This window comes from Aeromonas sp. 600948, from assembly GCF_049174875.1.
Taxonomy (GTDB): domain Bacteria; phylum Pseudomonadota; class Gammaproteobacteria; order Enterobacterales; family Aeromonadaceae; genus Aeromonas; species Aeromonas veronii_A.
The window spans coordinates 30,062-48,444 of record NZ_JAAKTY010000006.1 but is presented as its reverse complement, the minus strand read 5'-3'; the positions used below and the strand labels follow the sequence as shown (position 1 = coordinate 48,444).

General features: G+C 61.3%; 10 protein-coding genes. 5 read left to right on the top strand and 5 right to left on the bottom strand.

The features are described from left to right. Window positions 1–173: 173 nt before the first annotated feature. Window positions 174–806 carry a trimeric intracellular cation channel family protein gene (locus G5182_RS07020; protein ID WP_129503709.1) on the top strand — a complete coding sequence of 211 codons (633 nt, stop codon included), beginning with the start codon at window positions 174–176 and terminating at the stop codon, window positions 804–806. 99 nt (window positions 807–905) lie between these two features. After that, window positions 906–1,298: a hypothetical protein gene (locus G5182_RS07015; RefSeq protein WP_042053183.1), complete on the top strand. Its 393-nt coding sequence runs from the start codon at window positions 906–908 to the stop codon at window positions 1,296–1,298. 72 nt (window positions 1,299–1,370) lie between these two features. Here the strand turns inward: G5182_RS07015 and thiI are convergent, their stop codons facing one another. Then, complete coding sequence (gene thiI / locus G5182_RS07010; protein ID WP_042053185.1) at window positions 1,371–2,819, bottom strand: tRNA uracil 4-sulfurtransferase ThiI; 1,449 nt, start codon at window positions 2,817–2,819, stop codon at window positions 1,371–1,373. Between the two features lie 177 nt (window positions 2,820–2,996). Here thiI and G5182_RS07005 point away from each other — a divergent pair, with 177 nt between their 5' ends. Further along, window positions 2,997–3,962, top strand: a complete 966-nt coding sequence (locus G5182_RS07005; RefSeq protein ID WP_227340799.1) for a hypothetical protein — start codon at window positions 2,997–2,999, stop codon at window positions 3,960–3,962. 426 nt (window positions 3,963–4,388) lie between these two features. Here the strand turns inward: G5182_RS07005 and pbpC are convergent, their stop codons facing one another. The 4 genes from pbpC to G5182_RS06985 form a co-directional block, all read right to left on the bottom strand. Beyond that, window positions 4,389–6,734, bottom strand: a complete 2,346-nt coding sequence (gene pbpC / locus G5182_RS07000; RefSeq protein ID WP_421254316.1) for a penicillin-binding protein 1C — start codon at window positions 6,732–6,734, stop codon at window positions 4,389–4,391. 52 nt (window positions 6,735–6,786) lie between these two features. Further along, complete coding sequence (locus G5182_RS06995) at window positions 6,787–11,670, bottom strand: alpha-2-macroglobulin family protein (protein ID WP_227340800.1); 4,884 nt, start codon at window positions 11,668–11,670, stop codon at window positions 6,787–6,789. A 165-nt stretch (window positions 11,671–11,835) separates the two neighbouring features. Next, on the bottom strand, window positions 11,836–12,495 hold the full coding sequence (locus tag G5182_RS06990; protein ID WP_043819426.1) for a DedA family protein: 660 nt from the start codon (window positions 12,493–12,495) through the stop codon (window positions 11,836–11,838). Between the two features lie 215 nt (window positions 12,496–12,710). Further along, complete coding sequence (locus G5182_RS06985; RefSeq protein ID WP_227340801.1) at window positions 12,711–14,399, bottom strand: FAD-dependent oxidoreductase; 1,689 nt, start codon at window positions 14,397–14,399, stop codon at window positions 12,711–12,713. A 135-nt stretch (window positions 14,400–14,534) separates the two neighbouring features. Here G5182_RS06985 and G5182_RS06980 point away from each other — a divergent pair, with 135 nt between their 5' ends. Further along, window positions 14,535–17,471, top strand: coding sequence for a sensor domain-containing phosphodiesterase (locus G5182_RS06980; protein ID WP_227340802.1), 2,937 nt, complete (start codon window positions 14,535–14,537; stop codon window positions 17,469–17,471). Between the two features lie 65 nt (window positions 17,472–17,536). Further along, a complete protein-coding gene (gene pflA / locus G5182_RS06975) occupies window positions 17,537–18,334 on the top strand; it encodes a pyruvate formate lyase 1-activating protein (protein WP_005333994.1) in 798 nt (265 codons plus the stop codon). Window positions 18,335–18,383 lie beyond the last annotated feature (49 nt).

Genomic DNA, 18,383 nt, shown 5'->3' with positions numbered 1-18,383 from the left:
CATCGCGCCCCTCCTCCAACAAGGAGGTAAACAGGCACACTCGAGCCCCTCCTTGTCCATGATGCGAGAAAAAAGCGGTGTCGACTCTCAATTTTGTCGAGCACAGTTGGCGATTGGGCTCTCCAGCCCCTAAAATCGCAGCCCCATCAACAATTTGGCGTGAGTTGTTTTCCATGCAGACACTGGTTGAGCAGATTGTTTACATCAGCGATATGTTTGGTACTGCGGTATTCGCGTTTTCAGGGGTTCTGGTGGCGGGCCGGCTCAGAATGGACGGATTTGGCGTCATGGTGTTGGCGGCAGTCACCGCCATCGGCGGTGGTACCATCCGCGACATGATCCTGGGAGCAACCCCGGTGTTCTGGGTTCGCGATCCTCTCTATATCTGGGTGGTCATTGCAACGGCGCTGATCGGGATGTGGATGGTCAAACTGCCCCGCAGAATGCCCTGGTATGTACTGCCCGTCGCGGATGCCTTCGGGTTGGCCCTCTTTACGGTGATTGGGGCGCAAAAAGCCCTCAACTTCGGTACCCCGGGACTGATCGCTGTGCTGATGGGGACCATGACAGGGGTAGCAGGCGGCATGATCCGTGATGTACTGGCTAGGGAAGTGCCTATGGTGTTGCAAAAAGAGATCTATGCAACAGCCTGCATTTTGGGCGGAATCCTCTACACCCTGGCACTGGAGGCGAACATGGACAGAGTAACCGCCATGCTCATCTGTATGACAGCCGTGTTCGGTTTGCGGGTAGCTGCTATCTACTGGCACCTGTCGCTACCAACCTTCTCGCTGCAACGCAACTGAAAGCACACCCGCAGTGGAATATGGCTCTGTGGGTTGTGCGTTGAACCAAATGGGCTTTTCTGTTGTCATAGAAGCAGTCGTTGTTAGCCGGATATTCTCATGCACAAAATCGGTATGCTTACCACTCTCCTCCTTGCGAACGTGACAGCAGCACATGCCGAAGCACAAGCCGTTTTTGGACGACTGGCATCGGCGCCAGTGCAGCAGTTCAACCAGCAGATACGTCAGGCGAACGAGCTACATCAGAAATGGGTCAATGACTACCGTGAGGTAGCACTTCGTTTTGTCGGTCATAGCGACATCCCCAGTCGCATCCATGCACAGCAACTGGATAATGATCTGGTACTCTCGGTTGCCCTCGATGGCAGCAAGAACGACATGCTCTATATCCTGACTCTCTATCGCAGCGATAACCTTTGGCAAATGAGGGGAGCGGAAATGGGTTGGCGTTGCCTGGGGGAGCACTCCTTCACTCCCGTTCCCTGTCCATAAATCCAAGCTCCGAGCTATAAAACAAAAATCCGGCACATTGGCCGGATTTTTTATGGGAGATTGAGCGTCAAATTACGGACGGTAAACTTTGACGTTGGCAAAGCCTTTCTCTTTCAGGTAAAGCGCCTGCAGCTTGCTCATCACGCCGCGATCGCAGTAGAGCAGGTAGGTCTTCTCTTTGGGCAGATCGCCAAAGGCGGTGGCCAGCTTGAAGAAGGGGATATGCAGTACTTCACGACCTTCCACCACCAGCGGCTTCTCGTCGTGTTCGTCGGCAGAGCGGATATCCAGGATCACCTCGTCAGCGCCCAGCACCTGGGTGGTTTCCACCTCTTGCACTTCAGCAGCAGTCTCTTCACCGATACGACGGATATCGAGGTAACGGGCCTCGGAGACCACCTTGTCCAGAATGGAGAAGTCAAAATTGGCCTCTTCCTCTTCAATGCGGGAGAGCTCGGCCTTCACAGTCGGCTTTTTGGAGATGACCCCACAATACTCCGGCATGGTCTCGGCGAACTCCAGGGTGCCGATGCGGCGGGCTTCACTGATGATATCCGGCTTGTCCCAAGTGATAAGCGGGCGCAGGATCACCTTGTCGGTGACCCGGTCGATCACGTTCAGGTTGGTGAGAGTCTGGCTGGATACCTGACCCACACACTCGCCGGTCACCAGCGCCGGGATCTGGAACTCATCGGCCACCTTGGCGGCAGCACGCATCATCATCCGCTTGAGCACCACGCCCATCTGACCGTTGTCGATCTTCTCGAGGATCTCGGCAACCACCGGCTCGAAGTCCACAGCGGTGAAACGTACCCGGTGGGAGGAGCCGAAACGGTTCCACAGGTGGTAGGCCACCTGCTTGACGCCGATTTCGTGGGCAGCACCGCCCAGATTGAAGAAGCAGTAGTGCACGCGGCAGCCGCGCTTGATGAACTGGAACGATGCCACGCCGGAGTCAAAACCGCCGGAGAGCAGGCTCAGCACATCTTCCTGGGTCGCGATGGGCATGCCGCTCAAGCCCTGATGGATGGCGCTGACAATAAAGAGCTCTTCGCCGTCGATCTCGAGGTTGATCTTCACATCCGGGTTCTTGAGGCGCACACCATTGCTTTCGCAGTGCTGGTTCAGTCCACCGCCCACATAGCGCTCAATCTCGAGAGAGGAAAACTCGTGCTTGCCGTGGCGCTTGGCGCGCACGCAGAAGGTTTTGCCCTTGAGCTGGTCGCCCCACACGGCTTTCACCTGCTCGAAGATGTCGTGCAGATCGGTAAACTTGCTGGCTTGTACCTCGAGGAAGGCCTGAATGCCGGGAATGCAGGCCAGGGCTTCGATTGCCTGCTCGCGGAACTGGTCATTGCGGGAGCTCACGATCAGCTTGTCCCAATCCATCCGTACGCGGGCATCGTCGTCGAAGCGGCGCAGGACATTGCGGATATTGCCCTGCAGGATCTTGATAAAGCGCTGGCGAACCGACTTGCTCTTGATGGTGATTTCCGGGAACAGCTTGATAATGAACTTCATGGTAATGACTCGGGTGACCTTGATTTAAGGGCGCGAATTATATCAGAACTTTGTGGCCAGCGCCTACTGGATGAGCGTTTGCTCACATTACCCCACGCAGTGTTTGCCGTGCAGCGCCAATCTTGCGTATATTCCCGACCCTGCGCCTCGCCAGATTTTTGACAACAGACTGATCCGATGAAGACCTATATCTACTACCCCGGCATGGAGGTACGCGACGAGCTCTGGCTCAAATTTGCCCTGCTCTATCTGGAGCGGCTCGCCTTCGTCTTCACCGTCAGTGAAAAAAGTGGCCTCACCACCCTGCTCGATACCCTGCAACAGCAGACCGATCTGCTGGCCGAGCGGCCCGATGCCGCCTTCTTTGCCGCCATCACTCCACAGTTGGAGAGCCAGATCAGTGGCCTGGTGGCCCCCGATTTCATACGCCACAAGGTGTTTGGCAACAAGGAGCTGATTGGCCGCTGGCGCCAGGGCGCCAACCACGACTGCTTCTGCCCGGATCAGGCGGGGCTGGAGCGGCTGCACGGCTTTTGCCTTACTCACGGATTTGCGACCCGGGATGAGGGGGGGATCAGAATGGCGCGGCGCTTTGCCAATCTGCTCTCCATGCGTCTCGCCCGTGAGTGGGCACTCGCCAATGACGGGGCGCTTATTACCGATCACGACTATCTCGACCGCCTGCTCCACCTGCTCGAATCCCGCTACCACAATCGCGGTGGTCAGGATTGCTTCCACCTCGAGATCCCTTTGCAAGTGCCCACTCACCTGGCCGACATTTCGTTTGCAGAGCTGATTGCCCTGCGCGGGCGCAGCGGCTTTCGCCAACAGCTGGCCGAATTTCATCTGGCCATCGACAACCTGCTCGCCATGCTGGGTAGCGGCTATGCCGACCCGGCGGCCCTGACCCGCTTTGAGCAGGCTCAGCAAGGGCTCAATCAACTGCTGGGGCCCGAGACCCTCAGCATGCCACTCACCACCCTGGTCAGCACCAGCCTGCCCGCCGTAGCCATGCTCCACCAGTTAAAAGCGAGCCATCCCGAAAGCAACCTTATCTTCCATCCCATCAAGAAGAGCCACTTTCACCAACGCAAGAGCCAGCACTTCTTCACCCGGCTCGGTCATCTGCGCCAACCGGGCTGAATTGGCGGAATGAAAAAGGGGTTGGCATCTGCCAACCCCTCTCGTTTTCTGCGGCCTACCAATCATCACCCCGGTGATTAGCCCGCTCTTGCGCCTGCCTGCGCGCCTCCATCGCCCTGTCACGGCGGATATTGGAAGGGGTACAGGCAAACTGTTTCTGATAGCAACGCGCAAAACTCTCGGAAGCAGGTTCGAAAGGTGAATAGAACCCGGTACGTTCAGGAGAAACATGGTGATCACCATGATTGGTTGTGGCACAACCCGAACTCATCAGCACCAGCAAGGGACACAGAACACGCAGCAAAAGAGAACTCCCGATTGGATTTGAATGAATTCGTAATTATTCACAAATTAATTCATCCAATCAAATATTGATGCATTTCAAATAGTTAATTACATTCACCTCAATGGCTGTCGGCAAAACGATCAACGGGTGATGGTGCCGGCATCACTGTCAGGATGCACCACGCGAAACTCGATGCGATCGCTGTTGCCCGCTTCATCGACCACCACCAGCTGATAGCGCCCCGCCACACTCAGCACCTGATCGCCATCCCAGCGCAGCCGCTGACCATTGAGAAACCAGGCCGGCTTGCCGACACCGCCCAGCACCTTGGGCTGCAACCGGTAGCGCTGACTGCGGATAAGGTTGCCCTCCCCCAGCGCCACGATGCGAATGGGGGCCTGCAGCTCGGCGCTCTGCCCCTCCCCTGCACAACCGCTGGCCAGCAGCGCCTGCCGTCGCTCGCCGGGGGACCGCCACGGCTCCAACGACAAAGGCCAGAGTGCCCGAAAACCGGATTGCGCCGCATCTTGGCAGCGGGCCAAGGTCGGCTTGCCCGCGGCGGTCAGTGCGACCTGACGCAGCGGCGAGGGCCAGTCCATGGGATCCGGCAAGGTGGGAGGATCGCGCCCTTCCAGCAACCAGGCGCTCTGGCGCTGCAAACAGGCTTCAGGCAGGGTCGAGCTCATTTTGCGCCCCAGCGGCCAGCAGATCTCTGCTTCGCTCACCGTGTTGGGTTGTGCCGGCAAGGGGCTGTTGTCCGAGAGCCGCGAATAGACAGAGAGCAGCAGCGGCACCGCCGCGCTCTGCCCGTAAAAACCGGGCATGGGGGTACCGTCGGGGCGACCAAGCCATACGCCGATGGTCCAGCGACCAGAAACCCCCATCGCCCAGCTGTCGCGATAGCCATAGCTGGTGCCGGTCTTCCAGGCCAGTCGATTGACCCGGCCGGTCGCCTCACTGGCAAAGGGCTGATCAGCCCGCCCCTGCGCGCTCAGGATCTGCCAGATGATCCAGGCCGCTCCCGGGCTCAACAAGGGGCGCGACACCGCCTGCTGCCCCGCCAGCCAGACCGGCATGGCCACCTGCCCCTGTCGAGTGAGCGAGCTGTAGAGCGCGACAAGCTGCTCGAGCCGAATACCCGCCGCCCCCAGCGCGATGGCCGGATTGGGTTTGTCGGAGAGCGCCAGCCTCACCCCGGCGTTGTCGAGGCGGCTGACCAGTTTGTCGGCCCCAAGCGCCTCCAGCACCTGCACCGCCGGCACGTTGAGGGATTGCTGCAGCGCCTGCGCAAGGGTCACCGGCCCCTGAAAGGCGCCGGAAAAGTTGGCGGGGCGGTAGTCCGAGCCCAGCCTTGGCGCATCGGAGAGCAGGGAGGCCGAATGCACCAACCCTTCGTCCATCGCCAGACCGTAGATGAAGGGCTTGAGGGTGGAGCCGGGAGAGCGGATTGCCTGCACCATGTCGAGATAACCGTGGCGGCGCAAATTGCCATACTCGGCGCTGCCCACATAAGCGCGCACCGCCATGGTTTTGTTATCTACCAAGAGCAACGACGCTGAGGTCTGCTCGGGGAAGCGGCGAATGTAGCTCGCCACCCGCCCCTCCAACCAGCGCTGCAGATCGCCATCAATGGTGGTGTGCACCAGCGCCCCGGCCTGATGGTCGGCGGCGAGACGGGCAAAGAGCGGCGCCTCCATCGGCGTGAAGTGACCGCGGGCCAGCACCGGCTCGATACGTCCCTCCAACCACACCGGCTCGGGCCAGACACCCTGAGCCACCAGCCGCTGCATTACCTTGTCACGGGCGGCGCGGGCCCGCTCGGGATGACGGTCCGGCCGGTTGCGGCTGGGAGCCTGTGGCAGCACCGCCAACAGCGCCGCCTCGGCATAGGTCAGCTTGGCCGCACTCTTACCGAGATAGGCAAAACTTGCCGCCTGCACCCCCTCCAGGTTGCCGCCAAACGGCGCCCGGTTGAGGTAGACGGTGAGCAGGGTGCGCTTGTCGTAGTGCCACTCCAGTTGCAGCGCACGGGCCATCTGGCGCAGCTTGCCGGGCACGCTCCGGTGGTAGGGCTCGATAAGGCGCGCCACCTGCATGGTGAGGGTCGAGCCGCCCGACACGGCACGCCCGTAGCGCAGCCACTGCCAGACCCCGCGCACCATGGCCACCGGATTAACCCCGGGATGACTCCAGAAGTAGCGATCCTCGTAACCCAGCAACGCCTCGATATAGCGCGGGGAGACCTGCTCCAGGGTAACGGGGTAACGCCACACGCCGCTGGTATCGGCAAAGGCACGCAGCGGTCGCCCCTTCATGTCGAGCACCACCCGTGCGTAGGCAGGGTCGAGCGGTGGCGGCGGGAAGAGTCTATCCAGCGCCAGCAATGACAGCAGCAGTGCTACAACGCCCAGCACCGAGAAACACAGCCAGCGTGGCAGGCGCCCAAGCCAGCGCCAGCCAGCGCGGCCAGTGCGAACTAATTTCAGCCAGCCACGCTGCCAGAAAGTGAGCGGGCGAACCCGCTCAAGGGAGGGAATGTTACTCAGAGATGATCACCTCATGGATATCCTCACCCACAGCCCGCAGCTCGGGGCGGTACATATCCTCCACCTGGGTCGGCGGCACCTGATAGCGACCCGGCGTCACCGCCCGCATCAGGTAAACCAGTTGCTGGTTGCTCCCCTCGCTCAGATCCAGCGCTGCCATGTAGCGGTCATCGCGAAACTCCTGATGCTTGAGATAGTCGTTCCACTCGCTCTGCCACGCCGGTTTCCCCTCGATGGAGAGATCTTCCAGCTTGATGCTGTTGCCAAGGGCCAGGTTCTCCAGCTCGAAGCCGGCGGGCACCATCTCTACCAGCAGGGCATCGGGCACCGCCGATTCACTGCTGACGTTGAGCCGCACCACCACCAGATCACCCACCTTCACCTTGGCGGGATCAAACGGCTGACCGTCGCTATTGAACCAGCTGCGGGTCACGCTCATCCCCTTGCTGATCCGTGCCGGAGCCTGTTCGGGGTAACCTACCAGAGTGCGCTGCACATAGAGGGATCCCTTGCCCTCGTTGGTGACGGTGCTCGCGGCCAGTGCCTCGGGGGCACCCTGCTGCAACGGAGCCGAACCGCTCAGGGATCCACTGCCAAGAGAGGAAGTTACCTTGGCCTGCCAGTCGACGGCCGGATCGAAGCGGGCTAGTCGCAGCAGGGCGAGCCGCTCCTGAGTGCTGAGCCACTGACGATGGGCCAGGGTATCTGCCACCTTGGCACTGAGGGCTGGCCAGCGCTCCACAGCCAGCTTGTGCTGGCGCAGCAAGGAGAGCTCAAGGGCTTGGTCACGCAGCGGCGAACCGTAATCCCCGAGATAGTCGTCACCACGCTCGGTCGCCAATGCCCGGCTGAGGGCCTTGGCGGCGTTCTGCTCATCCCCCATGGCCGAGAGCGCCAGCGAGAGGTGCAAGAGCGGCAAACCGGAGCGAGCGTGATCAGCCTGCTGCTCCCAGATAAGGCGCAAGGTAGCGAGCGGCGCCTTGCCCACCCGGGCCAGCACATAGGCGCTGTAGGCCTGATAGGCCAGCCGGCTGTGCTCGGGGGCACTGCTCCAGCGCTCGCCATACTGGCTGTCGGTGAGATAGCTTTGCAACCGGTTCAGCGCCTGATTGAGCATCGCCTCCGGCACGGCGTCGCCCGCCTCCTTGCGGGCCAGCAGATAGTCAGCGGCATAGGCGGTGAGCCACTGCTCCTCGTCGGAGCGACCATCCCAGAGGCCAAAGCCACCGCTTGGCAGTTGCAACCGCTGCAGCCGTTGCAGCAGGGCGCGCTGCACATCCGCCTCGCTCGCCGCTTTCTTGCCCTCTGCGGGTTTGCGCCAAGCGGCCCGCTCATCGGCCGTGGTCAGCAAGTAGGGCCAGGCACGGGACAAGGTCTGCTCCAGACAGGCATAGGGGTAATCGGCCAGCGCCTGCCACTGGGCAGCCGGATCCCAGGGGGGAGTACCGGAGAGGCTGAGCAGCCCCTGCAGGTTGGCGCGATCCAGCCCGACCAGCTCAGCTGGCGCAAAGCTCATCTGTTGGCCGAGGGACAGCATCTGATAGCGCTGGCGAGTCTCGGCAGGCCAGGGGGAACGCAGCGGCAAAGTCCAGTCGCGGCTGATGGCAAAATCCTTGCCGCTGGCCGCCAACTGCAGGCTCGCCACGCCGCTCGCCCCGGTCACGGTGAGCGGCAGGGTCAACCACTGCTCTTCGCCGTTTTTAAGGGCAAGGGTGCGGGGCAGCTCGCCGTTTGCCTTGAGCCCACCGTTGAGGGTCCAGACAAGGGAGAGGGACTGATCCTCGCCGCTCATGTTGCGCAGCTGCACCAGCGCCCGGGTCTCATCGCCTCTGGCGCCAAAGCGCGGCCAGCCAATCTCGGCCACCAAGGGCGCCACCACCTTGACGGCGCGCTCGGCCTCACCGACTTGCTGCTCATTCCAGGCCAGCGCCATCAGTGCCAGCTCGCCGTTGAAGTTGGGCAGTTCGAGCGGGATCACCGCTTTACCCTGCTGGTCAAAACTCACCTCGCCGCTCCACAGTGCGGCTATCTCGACCCGGCTCTCCAGCGCGCCACCCTTTTTCAGCGGCGCCCGATCGCCCCCGTAGTTGAGGCGGGCCAGCTTGCCATCCTGCGGCGGGATCACCTGGCCGTAGTTGTCGAACAAATCTTGGGCGAAGCGCTTGCGGCCAAAGAAGATCTCGAACGGGTCGAGGGGTTGATAATCGCTGATATTGAGCACGCCCCGATCCACCGCCGCCAGCACCACACGGCCTTGGCTATTGGGGGTGGAGGTTGCGGTCACTTCCAGCCGGGTAAGCGGCACCGCTTTATCAGGTGCGCTCAGGGTGAGCGGCAGACGGCGCGCTTCCCGATCCAGGGTGAGCGGCACCAGACCGACCGAGCGCAGGCTCTGCCCCTGCTGGCTGCTGACCGGTTTGGAGGCGCTGTCTGGTGCGGCGATCTGGGCCGAGATATGCAAGTCATGGCGCTGCCACTCGGGACTGACCGGGATCTCGAACTCGCCGCGGGCATCCTTGGCATCACCGCCGGCCCCCTTGAGCTCGATACGCTGCCACCAGCGTAGGCCGTCGCCACCTTCCACCAGCAACAACCCCTTGCCGGGGCGCGGGGCCACCAGCGTCACTTTGGCCTTGTCGCCCGCCTGATAGGCGCGCTTGTCGAGGGTGATGGCAATCTTGTCAGGCCGCGCCTGCTCGCCACCGCCGCCCCAGGCGTAACTGCCGATCTCCACCCGCAGGCTCGATTGATGGCCCTGACTGTTCTCCACCTCCAATCGATACCAGCCCGCGGCGAGTTGCAAGCTTAGGGGGGTCGGCCCCTTGCCATCCAGCTGCAGGGTCTGCTCCTGCTCCAGATAAGGCTGGCTGTTGAACTCGTACTTCCACCCCTCGCCATCGGCGTAGTGCCAGTAGTAGTCGCGGTACTCGTTGATAAGGCGCACCTTCACCGCCCCCGCCACCGGTTGGCCTTGCTCATCGAGGTTGAGGATCTGGAAGGGCAGAGGCTTGCCCCCTTCCACACGATCGGCCACGAAGTCGGCCTTGAGTGCCGGCCACTGGCTGCCCGCAGGCCAGCCATACTGAGTGCGGCTGCGATTGACGGCGCGGCCACCGGGCTCGGCGAGCGACACCCGATAGGCCACCTCCAGCGGCCCGAGGGCGCGCACCCCGTCGAGCTCATCAGCCAGCGAGAAGGTCCCCTGCCCCTGTGCATTGAGGGTGAGACTGCGCGCCTCGAGATCCTTGGCCTGCTCGGCGAGCAGCACGTCACCCAGCGTGAACTCCTGCCACTGGGTAAAGGGCATGGTGGCGCGGCTGATTTTTACCTCCGCCTTCGCCTTGGTGGCGCTCGCAGGCGCACCGTAGAGATAGTCCCCCTGCAGTGGCATAGTCAGGGCGGCGTCCAGATCCGTTACTTCACCATCCGGCCCCTTGCCGAGCTGCAGTTTGAGCCGCTCCGGCAAAAACTCCTCCACCAAAAAGGGCCACTCGAAGCGACTACCAGCGGCGGTCTTGAGGTTGATGGTCCAGCGCCCGAGCGGCGCATCGTCCGGCAAACGCAGACCGTAGTGGGCCGCGCCCAAATTGTCCGGTAGCAGCCGTTTCTGTTCGAGCAGCTGGCCGTCCGGCTGTTTCACCTCCAGCTCCACCGCCATCCCCGGCAACAGCTGACCATCTTGGCCCTTGAGCAGGATCTCGCTGTCGAGCCGCTCGCCGGGACGATAGAGATCGCGCCCGCTGAACAGATAGAGCTGCTGGGCCTGCCAGGGCTGGGTGCCGAGATCGAAGGTGGAGAGATCGAGCGCCGCCCCATCGAGGCGCAGCACCGCCAGATGGTTGCCCTGTTCGGCCAGCAGCAAGCGGGCCCCCTGCACCTGATCGAAGCGACGATGGCCCTGCGGATCGGTGGTTTGCACCTGCAGCCGGTTACCCTTCTCGTCGAGCAGGGAGAGCTGCACATCCTTGAGCGGGTCGGCGCTGGCCAGGGAGCTGACGAACACCTCCAGCTGATCGCGGTAACGGCGGGCACTGAGCCCCATGTCGCTCACCGCAAAATAGGTGGTCTCCTTGCGCCAGTCGTAGTTGCCAAGGGGGGACATCACCGCAAAGTAGACGCCAGCCTCAGCCAGCTGCGGCTCCTTCACATTGATGAGGCGGGTCTCGCGCCGGTTGGCATCAAGCTCCAGCGCATAGCGGCCGCTGAACACCCGCTTGGCCCGCTTGGTGATCTGCTCGAGCTCCCAGTTGCCCATGCCGGCACCGGGGCGATACTCGGCCAGAAAACGGGGCAGGTATTCGGCATCGACCCGAAAGAAGTCGATATTGACCTCATCCACATTGACCGCGCTGATGGGCAGGCGCAGCTCTTGGCGCAGCGGCAATACCATGCCACTGGCGGTAAAGGAGGCTCCCGCCTCCAGCGGCCGGGTCTTGAGGGTCCAACTCTGGGGGGATGGGCCCAACCCCGCCTTGAGGCTCACTTCATAGCTCTTGTCGGGCTGGACGTTCGGGAAATAGAGAGTGCGACCATCGTCGGCGAGGATCCACTCCCCCTGCACCTGCTTGCCACCTTCACTGACCCCGAGCCAGCTCTGCCAATTGGGCTTGGGCACCAAGGGGCCGGAGAAGACCAGCGCCAGTGCTGGCGCATCGCGATATTGGCGGGCATTGGCCTGCACTACAGAAGTTGGCGCCCCGGCCTCCTGCTGCGCTGTGGATTCTGTGGTCGATATTTGGCTGGCAGGCTTGTCAGGGCCGCAACCAGACAGCAAACCGACCACCCCGCAAAGCAGCAGGGCCGACCAGCAGCGGCGCAGAGCGCCGGTTCCGGCGGTAGTGCGGTGAAAAGCAGAGGGAGAGTCGAAGAGGCGCATAGGTTCCATCCCGAGTTGGAGCGCTGCAAACGCAGCGTGGCTGGAAACAGGATAAGGCATCCTGCTCACCCGACACAAAGCTCATTACCCGAATGGGCACAATTCCGCGCCCCTACTGCACGAGAACCCCCTTGCCCACTGATTCCGTGCGGCAAGGGTTGTCATCTAGTCGTGGCTGGTCTCGTTTTTTGCTCCGCCTTTGAACCAGCGAAACAGAATGGCCATGACGGCCGCCAGAAACAGCACCAGCGAGGTAATCAGCAGGGCCCGGGTCAACAGTTCGCTGTGGTGGAGGAAGAAGGGGGTATTCATCGCCAGCTTGCCCACCAAACTGAGGCAGAGCGCCCACATAAAGGCACTGGCAAAGCTGGCCACGCACATCCGCAGCACGCTCAGGCGGCCAATCCCCATCAGCATGGGGGTCAGTACCCGCACGAACGGGATAAAACGGGAGGAGAACATCGCCAGAAAACCGTACTTTTTCAGTAGCCGGGTCGCCTTGGGCAAGCTGTCGGGAGGCAACATCCGCTCGATATGATCCATAAAGCGGGTGCGCTGCAGTGCCCGTCCCTGCCAGTAGGCGAGCACGGAACCTATGCCAGCAGCCAACGGCAGATAGAGAAGGGTCACTTCGGGGCCAAACACCCCCATGCCCACCAACCCACCGGCCAGCAGTACCAGGCTGTCCCCCGGCAGGGGCAGAAAGACGAATGCGGACTCCAGCAGCAGTACCAGCATCAGGCAACTGATCAGCAGGGGTACCGCCTGCATCTGAACCAGGGCGTCAAAATCCTGATGCCAAATGGCCATCAGCATATCCAGCATGTCACTCTCCCTACTACACGGTTCATCATGAACGAGGCAGGGGTTATAGCACCCATCCCCTGAACAAAACGTTAATTTTGTCCGGCACAGGAAATAAAGTGTGTCGAAATATTGCAGCAACGAGGGGAATGCAAGGAGGGCGAAAAGCAGAAACAAAAAGCCCCTCATCTTGCACGCACAAGGGAGAGGGGCAAACAGGCACAGAAATAAAACGGTTACTCGGCGGTGGCCATCTGCCAGGTTTTGAAGCCGCCGGAGAGATTCTTCACTTTATAGCCGTGCTGGCTCAGCAGGCGGCAGGCGACATGGCCGCGCAGCCCGACCTGACAGCTGATAAGCAGCTCTTTCTCTTTGGGCAACTCATGGAGGCGACCACGCAACTCGTCGAGGGGGATATGCAGCGCCCCCGGAATGCGGCCCAGCTTGTCGAGCTCCGGGCCATTGCGCACATCCACCACCAGCTGATGGGGGTTACGAGCCTGCACCTCGGCCACGTGGCAGAGTAGGGTGTCCCCCTTCAGGTGGTTGCTCGCCACAAAGCCCGCCATGTTGATCACATCCTTGGCTGAGCCGAACGGCGGCGCATAGGTGAGCTCCAGATCCTGCAGGTCAAACACGGTGAGACCGGCGCGCTGGGCCACCGCCAGCACGTCGATGCGCTTGTCGATGCCATCCTTGCCGATGGCCTGGGCACCGTAAATCTTGCCATCCGGGGCAAACAGCAGCTTGAGGCTGACCGGATGGGCGCCGGGGTAGTAACCGGCGTGGCTGCCCGGGTGAACATAAACCTTCTCGAATGGCAATCCCAGTTGCACCAGTCGCTTCTCGTTGAGCCCGGTGCTGGCCACCGCCAGATCGAACAGCTTGCAGATGGCGGTCCCTTGCGTCTTCTTGTAGGTTTCGCTTCGGCCCAGCATATTGTCGGCGGCGATGCGCCCCTGCCGGTTGGCCGGGCCCGCCAGCGGGATCAGCACAGATTCGCCGGTGACGAAGTCTATCTCTTCCACCGCATCCCCCACCGCGTAGATGAAGGGATCCGAGGTACGCATCCCGGCATCGACCTTGATGCCGCCGCGTGGGCCCAGCTCCAGCCCTGCCTTGGCGGCGAGCAGGGTTTCCGGCTTGACGCCGATGGCGAGGATCAAAAGACCGGTATCAAGATGGGAACCGTCATTGAGGGTCAGGCGCAGGCCACCACTTTTGGCGGTCGGCACGGCGGAGGTCTTCTCGGCAGGCAGATCCAGACTCTCGATGGCGGTGAGGCCGGTGCGCAGGCGAAGGTCGATCCCCTCTTCCCGGATGCGGGCATGGAGCATGTTGGCCATCTCCTTGTCCACCGGCGCCATCACCTGATCGGCCAGCTCCAGCAATGTGACATCCAGCTTGCGCTGGTGCAGCGCCTCCATCATCTCCAGCCCGATAAAGCCGCCGCCCACCACGGTGACGTGGCGTGGCTGATCGTGATGCAGGGCCGCCAGAATGCGATCCATGTCCGGGATGTTGCGCAGGGTATAGACATGGGGGCTGTCGATACCGGGGAAGGGAGGACGGATCGGCGCCGCCCCCGGGCTCAGCAGCAGCACATCGTAATGCTCGCGCTGCTCTTCACCGGTTTGCAGGTTGCGCACCAGCAAGGTCTTGCCCGCCTTGTCGATCTCAATCACATCGTGGAAGACCCGCACATCGACGTTGAAACGGCGCTTGAAACTCTGGGGAGTCTGCAGCAGCAAGGCATCCCGGTCGGGGATATCGCCCCCGATGTGATAGGGCAGACCGCAGTTGGCGAAGCTGACAAACTCGCCCCGCTCGAACATCACGATCTCTGCCTCTTCACTCAAACGACGAGCACGAGCCGCCGCCGATGCGCCCCCCGCGACACCACCGATAATCAGGATCCGTTTCATCTGCAAGACTCCTCATACATGATAATGGGCAATAAATTAGGCTTTTCTAATTTAGAGTTCAATGAAATTTTGTTTCACACCATTTTGCAGTATTCTTGCAACCCCGACGGTTGCTTAACAGGATGTTGTTTGTTCATGTCGTCTACCGCACTCAGTCATCTTCCTCCTGCCCTCCAGACGCCGCTCTTTTTCCGTCTGGACCTGCGCAGTCAACGGCTGGTCGCCCTGACCGACGTGATGCAAACCCCGCTCTACTGGCTCGACGAACCGCGCGCCCCCTGGCCTGCCCAGCTGCCCGATGCCCTGCGCCTGCCCATCGAACAACTGTTGGCCAACGGCCATGGCGGCAAGATCACCGTGCGCTTTGCCAGCCAGTTGTGGCATATCGCCCTCGCCCACGAGCAGGATGGCTTCTGGCTCATCTGTCTGCAGAACCTTCGCCAGGAGCCCATCGCCGATCTGGCATTGCAACTGCCGCGCCTCAGCCAGATGGCGAGCCAGCAACAGTATGCGCCCCTGCTAGAGGCCCTTAAAGAGAGTTTGGGGGCCGATCGGCTCATCCTCTGGCACTATCAGGCCAACGGTGATCTCGGCAGCGAGCAGCTCACCCCCGTATTTACCCTGGGCATAGAGAGCATTTATCCGATCCGCGGCGACAGCCGCTATATCCGCGCCCTGCGCACCCGCAAAGCGTTGAGTTTCTCGGAGGCGGCCCACCAGCCAATGCTGAGCAATCACCTCTATCTGACCAGTGCCGGTGTGCGCTCACGCCTCGATGGTGCCCTGCTGGAGCAGGACAAGCTGTTCGGGGTGCTGAGTCTGGAGTATCTCGATCCCACCCCCCTTAGCGAGGAGATGTTGCAACTGGTGCGCAACAGCGCCCAACTGCTCGGTCACTGGCAACCACAGTGCGAAGAGCAGGAGGGGGAAGCAAGTTTGCCTGCCGAGCTAAGCCAACTGACCGGTATGAGTTACTGCAAGACGCTGATCCGCTGGGCCATGAGCCTTAGTGGTGCCCGCGCCGGCTGGCTCGGCGAGTTCCAGCCCCGCGGTCAGGAGCTCTGGATCATTCCCCGCTGCGTATTTAACGGGGAGCTCTTCTCCACCCTCAAACCCATCCAGCTAGAGCAAGGTCCCGCTTTGGAGCTGTTCCAGCACGGTCAGGCCATCTATGTCGAAAACCTGGCACTGCGTTACCCCAAGGCAACCCGGCTGCTGGCCCTCAAGGCCGACATTTATATCGGTATCCCGCTTCATGACCAGCACGGTACCGTCATGGGGCAGATCACCCTGCTGCTCGACGCTCCGCTGAAAAAGCCCGAGCTCCTGCTGGATCTGTTGAGCAGCCAGCACGAGCGGGCCGCCATCGAGCTGCAACGCCTCGCCGCCGACGACGCCCTGCGGCTGGCGGAAGTGGCCTTCAATACCCACGATGGACTGATCGTGATGGATCACAACGGCATCATCCTCAAGGTCAACCACTCCTTCAGCCGGATCACCGGCTTTGGCGAGGTAGAGGTGCTCGGCCACTCCATTCGCAAGCTGCGCCCCACCTACTTCGGTGATCACCTCAAGGAGGATGTCAGTCGCGCCGTCAACGAGCAGGCGTTCTGGCTCGGGGAAGAGCGCTGTCTGCACAAGGATGGGCACCTCTTTCCGGTGCGCTTGATGGTGAACGGCGTCAAGGATGAGCAGGGAGAACTGAGCCACTTTATCTGCAGCTTCTACGACATCACCCGGGAGAAGGAAGCAGCCAGACACATCGAGCAGCTCGCCTATTACGACGATCTCTGTGGCCTGCACAACCGACGCAGCCTCAACCATATTTTGCAGCAGACCCTGAGCGCCTCCAACGGCCAGTGGGGCGCCCTGCTGCTGGTGGATCTCGACAACTTCAAGTCGATCAACGACTCCCTTGGTCACGCCTGCGGCGATCTGCTGCTGCAGGCCGTGGTGCAGCGTTTCAGGGAGCTGCCCCAGGACAATCTGGTACAAGCGCGCATCTCTGGGGATGAATTTGCCCTGCTCTTTACCCAGCTCGGACAAGGGGAAGTCACAGCCAAAATTTTGGCAGAGCACTTCGCCCGCGAGCTGATGGGGCTGTTTCGCACCCCGTTCGACATCGGCGATCACAAGCTGCACTGCAGCGCTTCGGTGGGGATCAGCCTCTTTGCCGGCAACGGCATGGATCACCTCACCCTGATGCAACAGGCCGACACCGCCACCCACATGGCCAAGCGGGCCGGTCAGGGCCACTACGTCTTCTTTACCGAGGCAATGGCCCAGCAGGAGAAGAACCGCCTGACCCTTACCAATGAGCTGCGCGATGCCCTGCGTCATCACGAGCTGCAGCTGCATTATCAACCACAATACCGGGTCGACAATGGTTCACTGTCGGGTATCGAGGCGCTGCTGCGCTGGCAGCGCAGCGACGGCACCATGGTGCCACCCGGGGAGTTTATTCCCATCGCCGAAGAGACCAGCCTGATCCTCGAGATCGGCTACTGGGTGATGAAGACCGCCTGCGCCCAGTACAGCTTCTGGCTCAACCGTGGCCTGCAGATCCCCCATCTGTCGGTCAACGTCAGTGCCCGCCAGTTCCACACCCAGGGCTTCGTACAACAAGTGGAGTACATTCTGCGCGACACCGGTGTGCCCCCTTCCCGCCTGCTGCTGGAGGTAACCGAATCGGTAGTCTTGGAGAATCGGCAGGAGAGTATTGCCAGAATGCGCCAGCTCAAGGAGCTCGGCATCCTCATCTCCATCGACGACTTCGGCACCGGCTACTCGTCGCTGGCTTACCTGCGGGATCTGCCCGCCGACGAGGTGAAACTGGACAGAAGCTTCATTCAGACCCTGGTGCACAGCGAACAGGACAGGGCTATCGTCAAGGCTATCCTCGATCTGGCCCAGGTCTTCCGCTTTACCGTCACTGCCGAAGGGGTGGAAGAGGAGGCGCAACTGGCCATCCTCAAAACCTTGGGATGCCAGCATTATCAAGGGTATCTCACCAGTCGGCCGCTCACCGTCAAGGGGCTGGAGCAGCTGCTTGGCAGCCGGGCGGCGGACTAAAGGTGTAGGATCAATAGGGGTTTATGTAATAAAATAACGGCCTGCTCGAATCGTTGGAGTTGTTTATGTCTGTCATTAATCGGATCCCTGCCGTTGAAATCAGCCAGCCAGCCGGAGCTCACGGCACCGTTGGCCGGATCCATTCCGTCGAAACCTGCGGCACTGTCGATGGTCCGGGGATACGCTTTATCGTATTCATGCAAGGCTGCCTGATGCGCTGCAAGTACTGCCACAACCGTGATACCTGGGATACCGAGGGTGGTCGCGAAGTGACCGTACCGGAGTTGATGAGTGACATCACCAGCTATCGCCACTTCATGAATGCCTCCGGTGGCGGTGTGACAGCGTCCGGCGGTGAAGCCATGCTGCAACCGGCTTTCATCACTGAACTCTTTACCGCCTGCAAAGAGAAAGGGATCCACACTTGCCTCGACACCAACGGCTTCGTCCGTCATCTCGACGAACAGGTGGACAAGCTGCTCGACCAGACCGATCTGGTGCTGCTCGACATCAAACAGATCAATGACGAGAAACACATTCCGCTGACTCACGTCAGCAACAGATACACACTGGAGTTTGCCCGCTATCTGGCAGCCAAAGGCAAGACCATGTGGATCCGCTACGTGGTGGTGCCGACCTGGAGCGACGACGACGAGAGCGCCGAAGGGCTGGGTCAGTTTATCGCCGAGCTGGGCGAGAGCGTGGAGAAGGTGGAGCTGCTCCCCTACCATGAGCTCGGCAAACACAAGTGGGACGTGCTGGGAGACCCGTACGAGCTGAGCGGGATCAAGCCCCCCAGCAAGGAGACCATGGAACGGGTCAAGGGCATCCTCGGCAAGTACCACAACAACGTCAAATATTGATGGTAAAAGCAGGCTGACTCGTCAGCCTGCTCTGCTATGGGCGGTCGGG